At 67.5% G+C, this 19,636-nt stretch carries 14 protein-coding genes; 9 read left to right on the top strand and 5 right to left on the bottom strand.

Annotation, left to right across the window (positions count from 1 at the left end; all coding sequences use genetic code 11):
• Window positions 1-50: 50 nt before the first annotated feature.
• On the bottom strand, window positions 51-566 hold the full coding sequence (secB, locus tag PKE80_RS08320; RefSeq protein ID WP_008832774.1) for a protein-export chaperone SecB: 516 nt from the start codon (window positions 564-566) through the stop codon (window positions 51-53).
• Between the two features lie 349 nt (window positions 567-915).
• On the opposite strand from secB, the gene PKE80_RS08315 reads away from it, so the two are divergent.
• From PKE80_RS08315 to PKE80_RS08305, 3 genes are all read left to right on the top strand, one after another.
• Window positions 916-1,605 carry a Tim44/TimA family putative adaptor protein gene (locus PKE80_RS08315; RefSeq protein WP_271182059.1) on the top strand — a complete coding sequence of 230 codons (690 nt, stop codon included), beginning with the start codon at window positions 916-918 and terminating at the stop codon, window positions 1,603-1,605.
• Between the two features lie 102 nt (window positions 1,606-1,707).
• Window positions 1,708-2,964 (top strand): murein transglycosylase A, encoded by a 1,257-nt coding sequence (gene mltA, locus PKE80_RS08310; protein WP_271182058.1) that lies wholly within the window; start codon window positions 1,708-1,710, stop codon window positions 2,962-2,964.
• Window positions 2,961-3,530 carry a Smr/MutS family protein gene (locus PKE80_RS08305; RefSeq protein WP_271182057.1) on the top strand — a complete coding sequence of 190 codons (570 nt, stop codon included), beginning with the start codon at window positions 2,961-2,963 and terminating at the stop codon, window positions 3,528-3,530. Before mltA ends, PKE80_RS08305 begins: the two co-directional genes overlap by 4 nt.
• 88 nt (window positions 3,531-3,618) lie before the next feature.
• Here PKE80_RS08305 and PKE80_RS08300 read toward each other — a convergent pair whose 3' ends face one another.
• The gene (locus tag PKE80_RS08300; protein ID WP_271182056.1) at window positions 3,619-5,370 is read right to left on the bottom strand and encodes an alkaline phosphatase D family protein; all 1,752 of its coding nucleotides are present in this window, start codon (window positions 5,368-5,370) and stop codon (window positions 3,619-3,621) included.
• A gap of 91 nt (window positions 5,371-5,461) precedes the next feature.
• Window positions 5,462-7,801, bottom strand: a complete 2,340-nt coding sequence (locus PKE80_RS08295) for a TonB-dependent receptor (RefSeq protein ID WP_271182055.1) — start codon at window positions 7,799-7,801, stop codon at window positions 5,462-5,464.
• Between the two features lie 212 nt (window positions 7,802-8,013).
• Between PKE80_RS08295 and PKE80_RS08290 the strand changes: the two genes are divergently transcribed.
• From PKE80_RS08290 to PKE80_RS08275, 4 genes are read left to right on the top strand one after another with little or no spacing between them, the layout of a single operon-like run.
• Window positions 8,014-9,204, top strand: a complete 1,191-nt coding sequence (locus PKE80_RS08290) for a glycosyltransferase (RefSeq protein ID WP_271182054.1) — start codon at window positions 8,014-8,016, stop codon at window positions 9,202-9,204.
• A 38-nt stretch (window positions 9,205-9,242) separates the two neighbouring features.
• Entirely contained in the window at window positions 9,243-10,163 is a 921-nt protein-coding gene (locus PKE80_RS08285) for a hypothetical protein (RefSeq protein ID WP_271182053.1), read from the top strand.
• Window positions 10,164-10,177: 14 nt separating this feature from the next.
• Window positions 10,178-10,669 carry a DUF2141 domain-containing protein gene (locus PKE80_RS08280; RefSeq protein ID WP_271182151.1) on the top strand — a complete coding sequence of 164 codons (492 nt, stop codon included), beginning with the start codon at window positions 10,178-10,180 and terminating at the stop codon, window positions 10,667-10,669.
• 11 nt (window positions 10,670-10,680) lie between these two features.
• Window positions 10,681-11,832, top strand: coding sequence for a glycosyltransferase (locus PKE80_RS08275; protein ID WP_271182052.1), 1,152 nt, complete (start codon window positions 10,681-10,683; stop codon window positions 11,830-11,832).
• A 111-nt stretch (window positions 11,833-11,943) separates the two neighbouring features.
• On the opposite strand, the gene PKE80_RS08270 is transcribed toward PKE80_RS08275, so the two are convergent.
• Both PKE80_RS08270 and PKE80_RS08265 read right to left on the bottom strand, forming a co-directional pair.
• A complete protein-coding gene (locus tag PKE80_RS08270; protein ID WP_271182051.1) occupies window positions 11,944-14,436 on the bottom strand; it encodes a glycoside hydrolase family 3 protein in 2,493 nt (830 codons plus the stop codon).
• 297 nt (window positions 14,437-14,733) lie between these two features.
• The gene (locus tag PKE80_RS08265; protein ID WP_271182050.1) at window positions 14,734-17,202 is read right to left on the bottom strand and encodes a TonB-dependent receptor; all 2,469 of its coding nucleotides are present in this window, start codon (window positions 17,200-17,202) and stop codon (window positions 14,734-14,736) included.
• 159 nt (window positions 17,203-17,361) lie between these two features.
• Between PKE80_RS08265 and PKE80_RS08260 the strand changes: the two genes are divergently transcribed.
• Both PKE80_RS08260 and PKE80_RS08255 read left to right on the top strand, forming a co-directional pair.
• Complete coding sequence (locus PKE80_RS08260; RefSeq protein ID WP_271182049.1) at window positions 17,362-18,600, top strand: MFS transporter; 1,239 nt, start codon at window positions 17,362-17,364, stop codon at window positions 18,598-18,600.
• Window positions 18,597-19,613: a LacI family DNA-binding transcriptional regulator gene (locus PKE80_RS08255; protein ID WP_271182048.1), complete on the top strand. Its 1,017-nt coding sequence runs from the start codon at window positions 18,597-18,599 to the stop codon at window positions 19,611-19,613. Before PKE80_RS08260 ends, PKE80_RS08255 begins: the two co-directional genes overlap by 4 nt.
• The last annotated feature ends 23 nt before the right edge of the window (window positions 19,614-19,636 follow it).

Here is a 19,636-nt window from a genome sequence, read left to right as displayed (position 1 = left end):
CCGGATCAAGTCCGGGACGACGACTGACCCTAACCCCGCCCGCTATCGGTTCAGGCGTTGCCGACCGGCTCGCCCATGCCGGTCTCGGCCTGCTGCTGCTGCGCCTGCAACTGCTGCACGTAGAGGCCGTTGAAGTCGATCGGCTCGAGCATGAGCGGCGCGAAACCGGCGTCGCGCACGGCGTCCGACACGATGCGGCGAGCGTAAGGGAACAGGATGCGCGGCGCCTCGGCGAAGAGGAACGCGTGCGACTGGGCCTCTTCGAGGTTGCGCATGCCGATGAGCGCGCAGTAGCTCAGCTCGACCGCGAAGGCGACGCCCAGGCTGGTGCGCGACGAGCAGGTGATCTTCAGCTCGACTTCGTGGACTTCGCCTTCGATCGCGCGCGCGCCGATGTTGAACTGCACGTCGATCTGCGGCTGTTCCTGCCACGAGAACGCTTCGGGGGCGTTCGGATTCTCGACCGAGAGATCCTTGATGTACTGCGAAATGATGCCTGCGGCGGGGGCGGTGTCTTCGCCGTTGCCGAGGTCGAGGTCGGAAATGATGTTGCCTTCGTCGGCCATCTGATCTGTGTCCCGCAATGGAATCTGAAACGTTCAGCGGGGGCGGGTAAAACATTTTGCGGGCGCGGGGAACACCCGAGCGTCGGGAAAATTGTAGAGGTTGTGTCCCGAAGTTGCGCGCACATCGCTTCGAGGGGCTCGATCCGCCGGGAAAATGCCCCGAACGAGCCACTCACGCGTTGTTCATTTGTAATGCGTACCTATCTGGGGCTATGTTCGAGTGCTAAGCCGAAGGCACGTTCGAGTCTTCGGAACTGCGCCGGAGTGCGATGGGGCTTCAGGCCGGTCTTTGATCGGTTGCGGCCACGGTGCCACAGACGGGGCGCCTCAGAAGGATGGAATTAGGGACGTGACACCGGAAATAGTGATCCTGGCCATGATCGCAGCCTTCCTTGGCTTGCGGCTTTACTCCGTGCTCGGCCGCCGCGCCGAGCATGAAGAGGAGCCCATCCAGGGACGCTTCGAAGGTCGCCAGGGCCAGAAGCCGGGCGCTCCGCGCGTTTCCGCGCCGCCGCGTCCCGATCAGCGCAGCGATGACCGCGCCCGCGCCGAACAGCCCCGCCAGCGTGCGATCCCGCTCGCGCCGCCTTCGGTCGAGCGTGGCCTGGCGGAGATTTCGCAGGCTGATCGCCGTTTCGACGCCGCCGCCTTCCTCGACGGCGCGCGCAGTGCTTATCGCATGATCCTCGAAGCCTTCTGGAAGGGCGACAAGGCCGAACTTCGCCAGCTTTGCGACGATGACGTCTATGCCGGTTTCGCCGCCGCCATCGACGCCCGTATCGAGGCCGGCGAGACGCTCGACAACCGCTTGATCCGCATCGAGGAAACCGGCTTCACCGCTGCCGGCGTGGAAAACGGCTATGCTCGTATCACCCTGCGCTTCCGCGCCGACATTGCCGCCGTCACTCGCAACGCCGCGGGTCAGGTGGTCGCCGGTTCGCTCGACGACGCGATCGAGACAATCGACGTCTGGACGTTCGGTCGCGCCGTGAACTCGCCTGATCCCGACTGGGTCCTCGAAGAGACCGACGAAGGTTGATCCGGGGTTGATCCCCCCTTCTTTGGACTGCTAGCCGACAAAGCCTGATCCGCCCCGTGCCACCCCCGGCGCGGGGCGTCTGCTTTGCGGGGAGGGTTTGTTTTGGCGCTGGAGACTATGGCACCTGCGGTGGTGTCCGGGCGGTCGATCCGGGACGCCTGGCGCGCTCTTCTGATCAGTGGTCTGCTGGCCACGCTCGCGGCTTGCGGCGGTGTAATCCCGAAGACCGGCGGCCCGCGCCCCACGCTTCCGCCGACCGGGCCGACGACCCAGCCTTCATCTCTCCAGAACGCGCTGGCTGCCGGTGTGCGCCGTGGTCCTGCGCTGTCGGCGCTGCGGATGGGCGCGGCCGATGCGGCGGGCGCTCTCGCCTCGTTCCGTGAAAGCTGCCCGAAGCTCATCGTCCGCAAGGACGGCAGTGGCCTGACCCGGCCCGAGGACTGGCGGCAGGCTTGCACCGCCGCCGTGAACTGGGGCGCGGGATCGCCCGCGCTGTTCTTCTCCAGCTTTTTCGAGACCGCCCGCATCGGCGAAGGCTCCTCTTACGCCACCGGCTACTACGAACCGGAGATCGCCGGCGGGCGCACGCCGCAGCCCGGTTATACGGTGCCGGTCTACGCCTTCCCGCCCGATCTCGTGCGCGCGAAGCCGGGGGATGCGCCGCCGCTCAGCAGCGGGCGCATGCCGCTTGGCCGCTATGCGCCGGACGGCACCTTCACCAGCTATTTCGACCGCGCACAGATCGATGCGGGGGCACTGGCGGGCAAAGGGCTGGAGATCGCCTGGGCCGCCGATCCCGTCGAGTTCTTCTTCCTGCAGGTGCAGGGCTCCGGCCGCCTCGTCGCGCCGGACGGCACGGTGACGCGCATCGGCTATGCGGGCCAGAACGGCTTGCCCTATACCGGCATCGGCGGGGTCATGCGCGATCAGGGGCTGGTCGGCTCCGGACCGGGTCAGTATTCCGGCTCCATGCAGGGCATCATGCAATATGTCCGCGAGCATCCGGTCGAGGGGCGCGCGCTGATGGAGCGCAATCGCTCGTGGGTGTTCTTCAAGGTGCTGAATGGTGATGGACCGCTCGGTGCGCTCAATGTGCCCGTGCGAGCGGGCAATTCTGTGGCCGTAGATCCCCGTTATGTGCCGTTGGGTGCCCCTGTGTACCTCGATATGGACCGCCGCGAGGCCAACGGGCTGTGGATCGCACAGGATACCGGCGGCGCGATCAAGGGCGCGAACCGCTTCGACACCTTCTGGGGGGCAGGGGCAAAGGCCCGCGTGACCGCAGGCGGCATGAGTGGTCGCGGCAGTGCCCTGATCCTCCTGCCCAAGGGCGTCCTGACCCGCCTCGGCGCCCGATGAAGCGGCCGGGGCGCAGGCTTACGGAAGAGGAGAAGGCGGTCTGGGCGCAAGTCGCCCGCACCGTCAAGCCGCTCGTCGCGCCCCGAAAACGGGTTGAGCCTGAGGCGCCCGCGATGCCGGTCCCGATAGCCCCACCGCTGCCCGTGAAGAAGGTCAAGGGCCGCATTCCGCCGCCGCTCCCACCGAAAGTCGCCGCGCCCAAGCCGCGTGTCGAAGTGCCGGTCAATCTCGATGGCTCGTGGGAAAAGCGGATATCCAAGGGCACGCTGCTGCCGGACTTCAGCCTCGACCTGCACGGTTCGAACCTCGACCAGGCCTACATGCGTCTGATGCACGGGCTGGTGCAGGCCAAGGCAATGGGGGCGCGCGTGGTGCTGATCGTTACCGGCAAGGCGCGGCCGGTGGACGCTGCGGATCGAGGCAGCGCGCGGGGTGCGATCCGCGCCAAGATCGCCGACTGGCTCGCGGCCAGCGACCATGCGTCGGACATCGTCGCTATTCGCGGCGCGCACCGCCGTCATGGTGGGCAGGGTGCGATCTACGTAGTGCTGAAGAAGCGGCGATAGCTACAGCCTGTTCCGGCGGATGGGCAGGCAATGGCATGGACGAGGGACAGTCCCCGCCCATGCCGGTCCTTGACGTTCGCTGTTCAGCTCAGGCGAAGCGGACGCGCTTGCCATCGCGGCGGAAGTCGTCCTTGCGGATCACGTTCGTCGTATAGTCTCGCGAGAGGACGGTACTGACCGCCACGAAGCTCGCCGTGCCGGTCTCGCGGCCGAACTGCATGCGGACGTAGCCCTGGTGCATGTTGTCGGTCCACACGACCTCGGGCATGTGATCGGCATAGGCCTTGTCCAGCTTGCGCGACATGTCCTCGCCGAAGCCGCTGTCCATGAAGTCGCCGGGCGAGGAAATACCCGCGGTGCCGAACTCGATGCCGGCCGGGCGGCCTTGCGCATCGGCGAGGTCGTTGGTCCAGAAACTGTGGCTGTCGCCGGAGAGGAAGACGAGATCGCCCGCCCCTGCGCGGCGCGACAAGGCGTAGAACTGCTCTCGCGCCCAGGGGTAGCCGCCCCAGGCGTCGGTATAGTCGGGCAGGTTCCAGCGGCCGCGCCATGCCAGCGAAACATGCGGATCGGCGGCGAGTTTCGCCAGTTCGTCCTTCGACTTCGCGGCGGCGAGTTTGGGGAACGGGTCGGGCAGCACGCCGAGCTTGGCGAGATCGGGCACGTCGAGGCGGCCGATCACCATCGGGCAGCCGATCACGCGCCAGGGCTGGCCGTCCTTCACCGACCGCGCCAGTGCGGCTTCGAGGTCGGCCTCCAGTTCGGGTGCGATCAGCGGGCGGTTCGCGGCGCCAAGGACGTCGCGCCTGAACTTTTCGGCCGAGGCGTCATCGACGATGCCTTGGGCATAGTCGATATATTCGATCTGCTTCGCGCGGGCGGTGTGGCGCGTTTCCAGGGTGTGCAGCAGGGCGAGGTCGCCGAAGCGGTAGGCGCGCCAGAACTGCATGCGGGTGCGACCCTTGACGTCCGGCCACTCGGGCAGCCATTCCGGTTCGCGCACCGGCATCCACTCGTAGTAGGCGCGGATCGAGGCGGCGCGGCGCGTGGCCCAGTCGCCCTCGGTTTCGGGCTGGTGGTTCTGCGCGCCGCCGGTCCAGGGGTTGTTGGCGCTCTCGTGGTCGTCCCAGCAGGCGAGCAGGGTGTGCTGTGCGTGCATCGCCAGCGACCCGGCATCGGTCTTGTACTGCGCGTGGCGGGTGCGGTAGTCGGAAAGGGTGACGATCTCATGCGCGGGGGCGTGCTCGCGGCCGATGGTGCGGGCGATGTTTTCGCCCCAGCCGTCCTTGCCGCCGTATTCGTAGATGTAGTCGCCGGTGTGGAGTACGAAGTCCACGGCCGGGTCCTTCGCGATCGCGTCGTAGGCGTTGAAGAAGCCGAAGGCGTAGTTGGAGCACGAGGCGAGCGCGATGCCGAGCGTATTCACCCGGCCTTCGGACAGGGTGCGGGCGCGGCCGATCGGTGAAATCGCCTTGCCCATACGGAAACGGTAGAAGAACGTGCCGCCCGCCGGAAGGCCGGTGGCGAGCACCTTGACGGTGAAGTCGCGGTCCGCATCCGTACGCACGGAGCCCGACTTCAGGATCCTCGCGAAGGCGGGGCTGTCCGACAGTTCCCACTGGACGTCGGTGGCGGCGGGCGCGGTCACGCGGGTCCAGAGCACCACGCTCGAAGCGTCGGGATCACCCGCGGCGACGCCGTGGCGGAACACCGGGTTCGCGGCTGCGGCGGCGAGGGCGGAGATCGGGGCGGAGATGGAGAGGGCCATGATCGCGGCTCCCCCGGCCATGCCGGCGAGGAGGGCGCGGCGGGATACCTGTTGGGTGCGAAGCGTGGTCATGGCGGGTAATCCTGTGCCTGGTGTTCTTGGAAAAAAAGAAAAGGACGGGCCGGCGTCCCCCCGAACGCCGACCCGTCCTCTCGCGCCGCCGTCAGAAGTCGGCAGTGGCGCTGAAGACCATCGTGCGCGGCGCGCCGAGGAAGGCGTAGTTGCCCGAGATGCCGCCGATGTACTTCTCGTTGGTCAGGTTGGTGATGTTGAGCGCGAACTGCAGCGCCTTGAGGCTGTCGGTCAGCGCATCGCCCTTCACGGCCACTGACAGGTCGGTCATGAAGTAGTTCTTCGCGACCCATGCGTTGTCCGCATCGACGAAGCGGTTGCCGGTGTACTTGCCGGTGAGGCCCAGCGTGACGGGCCCGTAGTTGTACGTGCCCGAGAGCACCCACATGTCCTTCGGAATGCCCGCGACGCGGTTGCCCGCCGTCACGCCCTGCTCCTCGTCCAGTTCGGCATTGCCGGTGCCGCGATACTTGGCATCGATGTGGGTATACGAACCGTAGAGGCTGAGGCCGGTGACGGGGCGGACGCTGGCGAGCAGTTCGAAGCCCTCGGAATCGATGCCGCCCGCGTTGAAGAAGCTTCCGTCGCCTTCGCTCAGGTAGTCCGGCCCGGCCGAGGAATTGCTCGGCACGAAGATCACCTGGTTGGAGAACTTGCTCTTGAACCAGGTGGCCGAGGCGCGAAGGATGCCGCTCTCGTAGCGCGCACCGGCCTCCCAGTTCTCGGCCGTCTCGGGCTTGATGCTGGAGAATGCGTCCTCGCTGTATTCGAGCAGGGTGTCGGAGAGCGCCTTGAAGTTCTCCGAGTAGCCGCCGAACAGGTCGAGGCCGGTCATCGGTTCGACCTGGATGCCGCCCGAGAGCAGCACCTTCGACTTCGACTTGACGCTGACGTCGGCGCTTTCGCCGAACAGGTCGGTGCGGTCGAGGTGGTTGATGAACTGCTTGACGCCGAAGTTCGCGGTGACCGGGCCGAACTGGACCTGATCCTCGGCATACCACTTGAAGGTGGTCTGCGGGTACTTGCGGTCGTACTGGGTCCAGTAGGGCGTCGCGTCATAGGCCGGGCCGACGCTGGTGTCGGTCACGTGGTGCCAGTCGCGCCATTCGCGGCGATGGGTGTCCTCGTACCAGACGCCGCCGCGCAGGGTGTTCTCGATCTCGCCGAACTGCATGGTCCAGGCGCCGTCGAGAGTGCCGCCGAGACGGTCCTTGCGGTAGTGCGTGTGGCGGTACGACTGCTGCTGGATCGCGCCTGCTGCGGTCGGGGCGACGATCTGGCCGGCGGCGTTGATCGCGAAATAGGTCGGCGTGCCCGAGCCTGCGGGCAGCGTAGCCCACCATGCAGGCGTGCCCCGGACGGTGGTGGTGCCGTCGATCTCGGTCTGGACGCCTGAGGTGTCCTGGCCGACGTTGACGATGTAGGGGGGCGCCCAATCGCCGCGTCCGGCCATGTCGTGGTAGTAAACCGAGGCCTTGAGATCGATGGCGTTGGCGATCTTCGTCTCGGCCTTCAGGTAGGCGAAGAAGTTCTTGCGCTTGGTGTTCCAGACCTGGCGGTACTGCTGGTCGGCCACCGGCACGCCGGTCCACACGCCGACGAGGCCGTCGGTGTAGGCGCCGCTGTCGTACTGCGCCTGCGAATAGACCTGGTCGTAGTTGCTTTCGAAGGCGTCGTCGTAGCTTGCATAGCCGGTGAACTTGACCGGGGTATCGACGATGAACTTCATCGCGAAGTTGTCGCGGTGGTTCTTGGCTGAACCTTCCATCCAGTCGGTCGCCTGCTGGTGGCCGTAGGAGAACCAGGCCTTGGCGACGCCGCCGATCAGGCCGGTGTCGAAGCGGCCGTAGTAGCGGCTGGCGTCATAGTCGCCGACCGAGCCGGACAGGCGCACGCGCATGTCGTCGATCGGGTCTGCGGTGACGAAATTGATGGTCCCGCCCAGCGCCTCGTTCGAGCGCGAGGCGATGTCGGCGGTGCCCTGGAACACCTCGACGGTGCCGATATTGGCGGTGTCGATGAAGCGGTTGGCCTTGGAGCCGCCACCGTAGCCCGAGCCGCCGTTGGGCAACCCGTCGATGGTCAGGCCGACCTGCTGGGTGTCGAGGTTGGTCTGGTAGCCGCGGATCGAGTAGGTCGTCGACCAGTCGTCGAAGCCGAAGGCGTCGCCTTCGTTGACCTGCACACCGGGCAGGGTGCCGATCAGGTCGATGGCCGAGGCGATCGGCGACTTGTCGTCGATCAGCGTCTCGTCGAGCGCGGCGTTGTTGTAGGTGGTGCGCTGGCCGGTGACGACGATGGCGTCAGCGGCGTCCGCGCTTTCGTAGGCGGCGGCATCGGCTACGTCTTCGGCAAAGGCCGGAGCGCTCGCGGCGATCGCCACGAGGCTGGTGCCGAGGACGCAGATACGGCGGATCGAAATGGCGCGCATGGCTTGGTGAAACCCCTGTTGAGCTGCCCGTGATCGCGGGCTTGTGCGGCGCAGCATCTGCGCGCCTATTCTGACGCCCTGCAGTCAATTCGGAGACGTTTCGAAGTCGCTGGCGTGTCCGCCGCATGACGGGCGGACTGACCGTCACAAACCCGAAATGACCTGCTCATAGAGGCCCTGCGGAACCAGACGGCTGGCGGCGTCGGAAGGACATGCAGGAACCATTGCGCATAGCGATCCCCATTCACAGCTTTGAGCCGGGCGGCGTCGAACGTGTCGCCCTCGGTCTGGCCGCGCAATGGCGAGAAGCGGGGCACGAGGTGACCGTGGTGCTCGGCCGACCCGGCGGGGCGGGCCTGTGCAGCGCCCCCGCGCTCGATTACTGGAGCCTGCCCACGCGCCTTCCTACGGCATCGTGGCGCACGCCGTGGATGGTCCACACGCTCTACAGTTTCCTGATCGAGCGTCGCGCCGACGTGCTGTTCTGTCCGGGCAATACCTACGCGGTGATCGGCGCGGGGATGAAGCTGCTCATGGGCCATCACGCGCCGCCGATGCTGCTCAAGATCAGCAATGCGCTGCAGCGTCCCGACATGTCCGCACCGATGCGTCGGGGCTATGGCGTCTGGCTGCGGGCGCAGGGCGGGCTGTTCGATTCGCTGGTCGCGCTGTCCGAGCCTATGCGCCGCGAAGTGCGCGAATGCATGCTGGCCGAGCCGCGCCGGGTCGAGGTGATCGCCAACCCGATCCTGAACCGCCGCCGCCTGATCCAGCTCGGCCGCATCGAGCGGCGCACGCCCTCGGCATGGGGCACGCGCTACCTGGCAGCGGGACGCCTTGCCCCGCAGAAGAACTTCGCGCTGATGCTGCGCGCCTTCGCCGCCGGAGCCCGCGCCGAGGATCGCCTGACCATTGCCGGGGAAGGCCCCGAACGCGGTCCTCTCGAAGCGCTCGCCGGATCGCTCGGCATCGCCGGGCAGGTCACGTTTCTCGGCCATGTGGCGACGATCGACCCGCTGTTGGCCGAACACGACGCGCTGCTGCTCAGCTCCGACTACGAGGGCCTGCCCGGCGTCGTGGTCGAGGCGCTGGCGGCGGGCATGCCGATCCTCGCCACCGACTGCTGCGTCAGCATGGGGAGCCTGCTCGACCACGGTCGCACCGGCCTGATGGTCCCGGTGCGCTGCCAGCATGGCTTCGCGCAAGGGATTGCGGCCTTGCGCGACTTGCGCGGCGATCCGACGCGCGCCCGCGCCGTCGCCGCGCACTACGAACTCGAAGGCGCCGCGCGCCGCTACCTCGACCTGATGCGCGCGGTCGTCTCGCGCCGCGAGGCCGAGCGCCGCCGCGACCTTGCCCTCAGCACGCTGGCGCCCTGCCGGTCGCTGCGGCGCTCCCAGTGACTGTCACCCCGGAGATCACCTTGTCTCAATCTGCAACCGTGGCTGCCACCGTAGACGGCGTCGATCTGGCGGCCATCGCACTGACCCCTCAGGATCGGACCGCGAAGCGCGGCCGCAATGCGGTGTTCTCCATCCTGCTGTCGCTGGCGGTGATCGCCGCCGTGCTGCACGAGACGAACAGCGTCGAGCTGCGCCGCCTGTCGCAGATGATCCCGACATCGCCGGGGTTCTGGCTGATCTTCGCCGGCTACTACCTCATCACCCCCGCCAGCGAGTGGCTGATCTACTGGAAGCTGTGGCGCATTCCGGGCAGCGGCGTGCTCGCGCTGCTGCGCAAGAAAATCTACAATGAACTGCTGCTCGGCTATCTCGGCGAGGCGTACTTCTATACGTGGGCGCGCAGCCGCGTCACGCTGACCGCCGCGCCGTTCGGCACGGTCAAGGACGTGTCGATCCTCTCGGCCGTCACCGGCAACGTGGTGACGATGGCGCTGCTGGTCTTCGCGGTGCCTTCGCTCGGCTTCGACAAGCTGGGCATCGACGGGCGCCTGCTGACCGGGTCGCTGGGCGTCATTCTTGCGATTTCGCTGGGCGCCATGGCCTTTCGCCGCAAGGTCTTCAGCCTCTCGCGCGATGACCTCTGGATGATCACCCGCGTCCATCTGGCGCGCATCGTCGTCTCGACCGTGTTCCTCGCGCTGCTGTGGCACATCGTCCTGCCCGATGTCGCGCTGAGCTGGTGGCTCTACCTTTCGACCCTGCGCCTGCTCGTCTCGCGCCTGCCGCTGGTGCCGAACAAGGACCTGCTGTTCGCAGGGATAACCGTCGTGGTGCTGGGCGAGGAGCGGGATATCGGCACGCTCATGGCGCTGATGGCCGGGCTGATCACCGCCGCGCACCTCGTGCTGGGCGCGCTCATCGCCTTCAACGACCTCGCCAATCCGGAGAAACGCCCGTGATCCTGTCCCTGCTGATGCTGGCGAATGCTGCGATCATTCCCTCCACGCCCGATCTCGGCAAGGCCGAGGGCCGCTGTCGGCCGGACGAGGCAGGCTCCTCCTTCGAAGTGCAGGTGAAGGGCCTGAAGGACCGTATCGGCACCCTCAAGCTGGAGGTCTACCCGGCCAACAACACGGACTTCCTCGCCGACGACAACGTGCTGGTGAGCGCGGGCAAGACCTTCCGCCGCGTCGAGGTGCCGGTCCCCGCCAGCGGCCCGGTGCGCCTGTGCGTGCGCGTGCCCGGCCCCGGCGACTACGCGGTGAGCCTGCTCCACGACCGGGACGGCAACCGCAAGTTCGGCTGGCGTATCGACGGCATCGGTTTTGCGGGCAATCCCCGGCTCGGCTTCAGCAAGCCGAGCGCCGAGAAGGCCAGCGCGTCGGTCGGCAGCGGGCCGAAGACGATCTCCATCGTGATGAACTACCGTCGCGGGCTGGGCGTGGCCCCGCTGGCGTCAAAGTAAGGGACCAAAGCATGAGGATCGTGGACGTCTGCGCCTTCTACACGCCCAAGGGCGGCGGCGTGCGCACTTATGTGGAGCAGAAGCTGCGCGTCGGCGCGGCGCTGGGCCACGAGATCATCATCCTCGCACCGGGGGACGAGGACGCGGTGATCGAGCGCGGCCCCAATGCCCGCATCATCACCCTGAAGAACCCGCGCTTCCCGCTCGATCGCAAGTACTGGTACTTCGCCTCGGCGCCGCAGCTTCACGCCGCGCTCGACGAACTGCAGCCGGACTTCGTCGAGGCCGCCTCGCCCTGGCGCAGCGCGCGTCTCGTCGCCGACTGGGCGGGCGATGCGCCGCGCAGCATGATCATGCATGCCGATCCGCTTTCCGCCTATGCCTACCGCTGGTTCGGGCAGGTCTTCGCGCGGCGAACGATCGACTGGCAGTTCTCGGTCTATTGGGACCACCTGCGCCGCCACAGCCGCAGCTTCGACCATGTCGTCTGCGCCAATTCCAGCCTGACGCGGCGGCTGGCGGACGGGGGCGTCGCCAATACGGTGACGGTGCCGATGGGCGTGCAGCCCGGCCGTTTCTCCCCGCAGAACCGCGATGCGGCCCTGCGCGCGCAGTTGCTGGCCGCCTGCGACCTGCCTGAAGACGCACGCCTGCTGCTGGGCGTCGGCCGACTGGCGGCGGAAAAGCGCTGGCCGCTGGTGCTGGACGCGGTGGCCTCGGTCTCGCGCGACCGGCCGGTCGGCTTCGTGCTGTTCGGCGAGGGGCGCGAGCAGCGCACCGTGCTCAAGCACATAGCCGGCAATCCGCACGTCCGCCTGTTCGAGCCCGAGCGCAACCCGGACACTTTCGCGCGGGTCATCGCCAGCGCCGACGCGCTCGTCCACGGCAGCGAGGCGGAGACTTTCTGCATGGTCGCCGCCGAAGCCCGCGCCAGTGGCGTGCCGATCGTGGTCCCGGACGAGGGCGGTGCGGTCGACCATGCCGCGAACGGCGGCGGCCTCACTTACACCGCCTGCGACCCGGCGGCAGCGGCGCGCGCGATCATAGAGGTGCTGTTCGAGCGCGAGCATCACCCGCAAGTCGCCCGCACCAGCGACGATCACTTCGCCGACCTCTTCGCCCTCTACGAGACGAGCGTGCGGCGCGAGCGCCGCGCGGCGTAAACCAAAGCCTCGTCATTGCGAGCGAAGCGAAGCAATCCAGAGCAGTATTGAGCCGCCCTGTATTGCTTCGCTACGCTCGTAATGACGAAGTGGGAGGGAGAATGGGGAGGGTTACTTCTCGTCCCCGCACTGGGTCATCGGCACCGAGACGTAGTCCAGCTTGACGTCCGACACGCTGAGGTCCGCCGCGGCGGTGGATTTCAGCACCAGCGGCGCGGTGACGCTCGCCATGTCCGCGCCGCGCGCGGCGAAGCACTTGAGCGGGATGGCGAGGCGGCCCCACTGGCCCGGCGCGGTGGCCGAGAGGGCGCCGGTGACCGGCACGCTCGCCAGCTTGCCGCCGCTGAGGAACCCGGCCGTCAGCGCGCCCGAGGGCTTGCCCTCCAGCCGGTACTCGAAGACGAGGCTGATCTCGCCGTTGCTTTCGCGCGAGAGGTCGAAGGGGCGCGGGGCGGTGAAGGCTACGCTGCCGGGGCCATTGAAGGTCAGGCGCCTGGCGTCCTCCTGCGCGCGGTGGTCGACGCCCGACTGGCGCACTCCCTCGGCGGCGATCTCCCAGCCCGGCGGGGTCTGGCCGCGTTCGAAGAAGACGGTGGGGGCGGCCTGCTCCAGCCCGGCGGGGCGCGTTTCGTCGAGCTGGCCGACCTTTCCGGGCGCGGCATACGTCAGGCCGTAGCCGAAGGGGAACAGCGGATCGTAGTTCGGATCGCGGCGGTTGAGGACGTACTGGTCCGGGCGCTTGGGCCAGGAGAAGCTGAGCTTGCCATGGAAATCGTATTTCGGCTTGCCGTCCTTGCCCGCGAACAGCACGTCGGCGACGCCGCCGCCCTCGCTGCCGGGCAGGAACGCCGCGACGAAGGCGTCGGAGGCGTTCAATTCGGCATTCACCCAGAGCGGACGGCCCGAGAGGAACACCGCCACCACCGGAATGCCCGCCGCCTTGAACCCCCGCAGCATTTCGAGGTCGTGCTTGTCGCCGGGGCTGTATTCGAGGTTGGGGATGTCGCCCTTGAACTCGGCATAGGGCTTCTCGCCGAAGACCATGATGGCGACGTCGGGCTTCTTCGCGAACTGGCCGTCCGGCGCATATGTCGCGGTGCCGCCGGCTGCCTTCACGGTTTCCTCGATGCCCTTCCAGATCGACTGGGCATTGGGGAAGGCGGAGTTGGGCACGTCGATGCCCTGCCAGGTGATCGACCAGCCGCCCGCCTGCTGGCTGATGCTGTCCGCCGCCGCGCCCGCGACGAGGACATTGGCGGTGGGCTTGAGCGGCAGCACGCCCTCGTTCTTGAGCAGCACCATGGACTCGCGCACCGCCTTACGTGCGACGGCACGGTTCTCGGGGGAGGCGATGTTGGCGAACTTCGCGGCATAGGCGCGGCTGGAGGGGCGGCCCCGGTCGAACGTGCCCGCGCGCAGCTTCACGCGCAGGATGCGGCGCACCGCATCGTCGAGGCGGGCGGCCGGGATGGTGCCGTCCTTCGCCTCGCGCAGGGTGTTGGCGTAGAGCGTCTTCCACGCCGGGCCGGAATACATGAACATGTCGAGGCCCGCATTGATCGCCTGCGGACAGTCCTCGTTCGAACAGCCCCGGACCTGCCCGTGGCTGTTCCAGTCGCCCACCACGAAGCCGTCGAAGCCCATACGGTCCTTCAGCACGTCGGTCAGCAGGGACTTGTTGCCGCTCATCTTCTCGCCGTTCCAGCTGGAGAAGCTGGCCATGACCGACTGCGTGCCCGCCTCGATCGCGGCCGGATAGCCGCCGAGGTGCACGTCGCGCAGCACCTGTTCGGAGACGCGCGTGTCGCCTTGGTCGCGGCCGCCGGTGCCGCCGTCGCCGAGGAAGTGCTTGGTCGTGGCGATCAGGCGGTCGGGGGCGAGGAAGCCCCTGGTGCCGACTTTGCCCTGCACGCCCTCGATCATCGCGCCGGCGAAGTCGGCGGCGACTTCGGGCTCCTCGGAATAGCTTTCGTAGGTACGGCCCCAGCGGTCGTCCTGCACCACCGCGAGGGTGGGGGCGAACGTCCAGTCGAGGCCCGCCGCCGCCGTCTCCAGCGCGGTGACCTTGCCGATCTCGCGGATCAGGTCGCGGTCGCGCGCGGCACCGAGGCCGATGTTGTGGGGGAAGAGGGTGGCGCCGACGATGTTGTTGTTGCCGTGGACGGAATCGGTGCCCCAGATGATCGGGATCTTGGGTCCGGGTGCCGCCATCGAGGCGTCGTAGTATTCGTCGGCCAGCTTCAGCCACTTGGCGGGCGGGGCATATTCGTCGTCGTAAGGGCCGGAGTTGCCGCCGTTCAGCACCGAGCCGATCCGCGTCTCGCGCACTTGCGCGGGCGTGATCGAGCCGATGTCCACCTGGATCAGCTGGCCGACCTTGTCCTCGACCGACATGGTCCCCAGCAGCGCCTCGACGCGCTTCTCCACCGCCTGATCGCGCTGCGGCTCGGCCTTGACCTGCGGCCAGAGGTCCGGATGCGCGATCGAGGCAGGGGGCTGCTGGTTCTGCTGCTGGCTTTGGGCCGCCAGCGGCGCGGCGAGCAGGCCCACGGCAAGGGCGGCGAGGGAGATGCTTGCCAGAGAGACATGGGATACGGCGGTCATAGGGCGTCCTTACCTGATGATTGGGTCGCGATCATGGCCGAACGTGGCCGGGGAGGGGCGGCGACGGGCATATTTGCCGCGCCGCCGCGCGGGGTGACCGCGCGCACTCGCGGAGGAGGTGCGGTGCGCGGGGGTCACCGGGGGGCCTTCCTTCCGACCTCTCCCCATTACCACCGCTCATCCTGAGCCTGTCGAAGGATGGGAGCACAGCGCCCAGCCTCGGGGGCTTCGACAAGCTCAGCCTGAGCGGGTGGAGAGGAGGAAGAAGGGGGGGGGGGGGGGAGAGGGTAACAAGGATCAGAAGCTGGCCTTCGCCCGCACGCCCCACGTCCGCGGTGCCTGCAGGTTGGACAGGAACACCGGGTCGTAACGCGGCGTGCCGAAGGCGCTGGCGTTGGTGCGGATCTTCTTGTCCTCGATGTTCATGACGAACACCTCGACCGAGTACTTCTGGTCCGCAGACGTGAACCGCAGCGAAGCGTCCGAGCGGAAGTAGGCCTTCTGGCGATCCCAGTCGGTGCCGTTGGTGCCCCGGTTCGGCATGTTGTCGGCCGGATCGTTGGCGTTGACGAAGGGGTTGGCGTCGCCGTTGAAGTAGCTCAGCCAGCTGGCGGTTTCGTAATGCGTGGTCAGGCGCGGGGTGATCGTCGCGCCGCTGGCCATCACGAAGTCGTGCTCGTAGCTGGCAGTCGCCGAGAAGCGCGGCGCGTGGGCCAGTTCGTTGCCCTTGAGCTGTACGATCGAGGAGGCCTTGCCGCCATCATAGAGCCGCCCGTCGACGCTTTCCAGATCGTCCATCTTGGTCTTCTGCAGGGTGCCGGAGAACTGCAGGCGATCATTGGGCGTGAAGTTGGCGGTCAGTTCCGCTTCCAGACCATATGCCTTCGCGCCCTTGGCGTTCTGGGTGATCATCTGGCTGCTGGTGACGTTGCCCTCGTCGTCGCGGAAGGTGACGGCCTGGTTGACCTGATAGCCCTTGAAGTCACTGTAGTAGGCGGCAAGGTTCAGGGTGATCATGCGATCGAGGAAGCGGCTCTTGAGGCCGACTTCGTAGTTGGTCAGCGTCTCGGGATCGGTCAGCCCCGCGTTGTCTTGGATGTTGCCCGACTTGAAGCCGGTGCTCACGCTGGCATAGCCCAGCACGTCCTCGGCCAGATCGGCGTCGACGCGGGCGAGGTAGGTCAGCTTGTCCCACTTGCCCTTCACGTCGTTGCTGGAGATCGAGAAGCCCGGCAGCAGGTTCACCAGTTCCTCGGCGGTGGCGCCCGGATAGGCGCCGAAGATGCCCGCCTGGCAGGCGCCGCCGGGTGCGAGGTCCGCCGGGGCGCAGCCATCGCCCGAATAGGTCACGTTGCGGCCGCCGATGTCCTCCTTCTTGTCGGAGGTGTAGCGCAGGCCGCCGGTGACGCGGATCGCGTCGGTGGCGTGCCAGACGACTTGTCCGAAGGCCGCGCGCGAATCGATCTGGCGGTTGGCCTGGATGAAGCTGCCCGCCCAGCTGAACGTACCGTCGCGGTAGCCGTTGCGCTGGTCGATGTCGAAGCGGATGCGGTTCTTCTCGTGGCTGTAGTAGGCGCCGAGGATCCAGTCGAAGGTCTGCTCGCCCGAGGATTTCAGCTGCACTTCGTGGCTCTGGAAATCATAGCGCGAGGACAGCGTGCGGTTCTCGCCGAAGGCGCCGAGCGGCAGGTCGTTGCCGCTGGCGTCGACTTCGCCGGTCGGGGGCAGGGCGCCCGCGTCGGCGTCTGTCTGGGTCGAGCCACCGATGCGCGACCAGCCGGCGATGTAGCTCAGCTGGATGCCGTCGGTGATATCGTAGTTCATCGTGCTGCGCACCGCGGCCGAATAGCGGTCGGTGTCGGGCGCGGTGTCGGACAGGGTGGACCAGCGCTTGGTGCGCGCGCGCGGGGTCTGCAACAGGCCGATGACCGGGGCGCCGGTGTCCCAGAAGCCCTCGGCCGACAGGTTCCAGCTGAACCTGTCGCTCGGCTGCCACAGCAGCGAGCCGCGCAGGGACTTCTGGTCGGCGGCGTAGTACTTCTTGCCGCTGGTGACGAAGGCCGACTTGTTGATGCCCGCGATATCGGGCGCGGGCTGGTAGTCGGCGTAACCGTCGTGGCGGTCGGAGACGAAGGCGACGCGAGCGGCCAGCGTGTCGGTGATGGGGATGTTGATGGCGCCGCGAATGCCGAGGCGGTCGTAGTTGCCGCCGGTCACTTCCACGTTGCCTTCGAACACGCCCAGCTTCGGCTTGGCCGAGATCAGGCTGAGCGCGCCGACGGTGGCATTGCGGCCGAACAGCGTGCCCTGCGGCCCGCGCAGCACTTCGACGCGCTCCATGTCGTACATCAGCACCGATGCGCCCTGCGAGCGCGGCGAATAGATGCCGTCGACGTAGATCGCCACTTCGGGGTCGGCGACTTCGGTATAGGCGCTGTCGTTGCCGATGCCGCGCAGGGTAAGGAGCACCGCCGACTGGTCGCCCTGCTGGTTGAACTGCAGCGAGGGGACGAAGCGGGCGAGGTCGGTCACGTCCTTGACCTGCTGCTTGTCGAGCTGCGCCTGGCCGAAGGCGGAAACTGCGATCGGGGTGGACTGCAGCGTCGTCTCGCGGCGGGTGGCGGTGACGATGATGTCACCGTCGGACGCCTGCGGAGCGGCTGACTGCGGGGCGCCCTGGGGCGCGGCGTCCTGGGCTTCGGCGGTGGTGGTCATGCAGAGTGCAGCCGCGAGCGCAGTGCTCGCGATAAGCGCGTTGCGTGTCATCTCTCTCTCCCTGAAGCAGACCTTCGCTGCTTTCCGGCGCCTCGTAGACCAAAGCTTGACAACGTTGTCAACATTGTTTCTGACATCGATGTCAAATCGTGATATGGACGGCTGCAGCTTTCCCGGCAGAGGCAAGCGCGTTAAGGATGCCCCGCATATATGACAGCCCTGATGGCGAAGGCCCCGACTTCCTTGGAAAAAACCGATGCGCCTACGCTGCTGTTCCGGCTGTCGGTGGGGGTGTTCTTCATCGGCGGGTTCCTGACCTCGTCGGTGAGCCTGCTGGTACCGCAACTGAAGCTGATGCTGGCGCTCGACTACACGCAGGCGTTCCTCGTCCAGCTGGCTTTCCATGCGAGCTACCTGCTGTTCGCGCTGCCGATCACCGCCTTCATCGTCGCGGCTGGCTACATCCGCGCGATCGCGGCGGGGCTGGCGGTGATGGCGGCGGGCTGCGCCGCGCTGGCGGTGGCGCAGGGGAGCCTGTCCTTCGCGCTGGTGCTCGGCGCGCTGCTGCTGCTCTCGGGCGGGCAGACCTTCCTGCAGATCGCATCGAACACCGTGGTCACCGTCATCGGTCCTTCGCGCGGCGCGGCGCGGCGGCTGACCTTGCTGCAAGGGTTCAACTCGCTGGGTACTGTCGCCGGACCGCTGGTGAGCGCCCCGTTGCTGCTGGCGCAAGTCGAGCGCGGCCACGAATGGCGACCGGCGGCGACGCTGCCGTTCGTCCTGACCGCACTGGTCACCGCCGTGCTGGCGCTCGCCTATGCCCGCCACCGCAAGGCGCTGGAGACGAAGCACACCGGCGAGGGCTTCGTGCCGACGCACCGGCTGTTCAGCGTGCTCTCCGAATCGCGGCGGCTGCGCTGGGGAACGGCGGCGATCTTCGTCTACGTCGGCGCCGAAGTGACCATCGGCGGGCTGCTTCCCAGTATCCTGATGCGGCCTGACCGCCTCGGCGTGAGTGCGGTGACGGCGGGGCAACTCGTGGCGCTCTACTGGGGCGGGGCGATGGTCGGCCGGTTTGCCGGTGCATGGGGCATGCGGCGCGTTTCGGAGGCGCGGATGCTGCTCTGTGTGTCGCTTGGTGCCGTTGTGTGCACGTTGGGTGCCGTTGGGTGCCCGGGCATCGCGGGGGCGGCGATGCTGGTTTCGGTGGGGCTGTGCAACGCGATCATGTACCCGACGATCTACGCCATGGCGCTGCCGGAGGACGCCCGCGCGGCTCCCGTCGCCTCGATGTGGCTGTGCATGGCGGTGGTCGGCGGGGCGCTGGTGCCGGTGCTGACGGGGATCGTCGCCGACAGGGCGGGACTGCTCGCATCGCTGGTCGTTCCCGCCGCCTGCTACCTTCTGATCGCCGGATTCGCGGCAGTTTTCCGGGCGAAACGGGCATGAAGACGGTCACCATCAAGGACGTCGCCGCCCGCGCCGGAGTCTCTCCCAAGACCGTTTCGCGCGTCATCAACGGCGAGGACCACGTCCGCCCCGAAATCCGCGAGGCGGTGCAGCGCGTCGTCGCCGAACTGAACTACCGCCCTAACGCCTTCGCCCGCAGCCTGTCGAGTTCGCGATCCTACCTGCTCGGCCTGTTCATCGACGACCCGGTCTCCGGCTACGCGGCCGAAGTCCAGCACGGCGCGCTGCTGCAATGCCGGGAACGCAGCTACCACCTCGTCGTCGAGCCGGTCGATCTCGGCCGCTCAGGCTGGCAGGAGCAGGTGCGGGGCAGCCTGTCGAGCCTGCGACTCGATGGTGCCATCGTCGTTCCGCCGATCTGCGACGATGGCGAACTTCTTAGTATATTTGACGAAGCGGGTGTGCCTCACGTGCTGATCGCCCCCTCCCACCCGCCGGAGGGCTCGGGAGCGGTCTGGATGGACGATCGGGCGGCGGCGCGGGAGATGGCCGAATACCTGCTGTCGCTGGGGCATCGACGCATCGCCTTCATCCAGGGGCCGGAGAGCCACAGCGCCTCGGCCAGACGCGAGGAGGGATTCCGGGCGGCGCTGCATCATGCTGGTCTGGAGGTCGACGACCGGGCGGTTCTGAGAGGTGATTTCAGCTTCCGCTCGGGCCTGGAACTCGGCGAGGTGCTGCTCGATCTGCCCGAAGCGCCCAGCGCGATCTTCGCCTGCAATGACGACATGGCGCTCGGCGCGATGATCACGGCGATGAAGCGGGGAATTGCGGTCCCGGACGCCTTGTCGATCTGCGGTTTCGACGATGTGGCCTCATCACGGGCGGCCTGGCCCCAGATCACGACGATTCGCCAGCCCAACGCGGAAATGGCGGCGGCGGCGGTCGATATTCTCGTCGATCCGGTTTTCCGCAAGGACAGCGCGCACCCGGCGTTCCGGTTGATGCTGGCGCATGCGATGATCGTTCGCGGCAGCACGGGGCCGGCCTGATTGGCGGTCTTCCCATGCTGCCG

The organism is Novosphingobium resinovorum (assembly GCF_027922145.1).
Taxonomy (GTDB): domain Bacteria; phylum Pseudomonadota; class Alphaproteobacteria; order Sphingomonadales; family Sphingomonadaceae; genus Novosphingobium; species Novosphingobium resinovorum.
The sequence above is the reverse complement of the archived record's forward strand: the minus strand, read 5'-3'. Positions and strand labels throughout refer to the sequence as shown.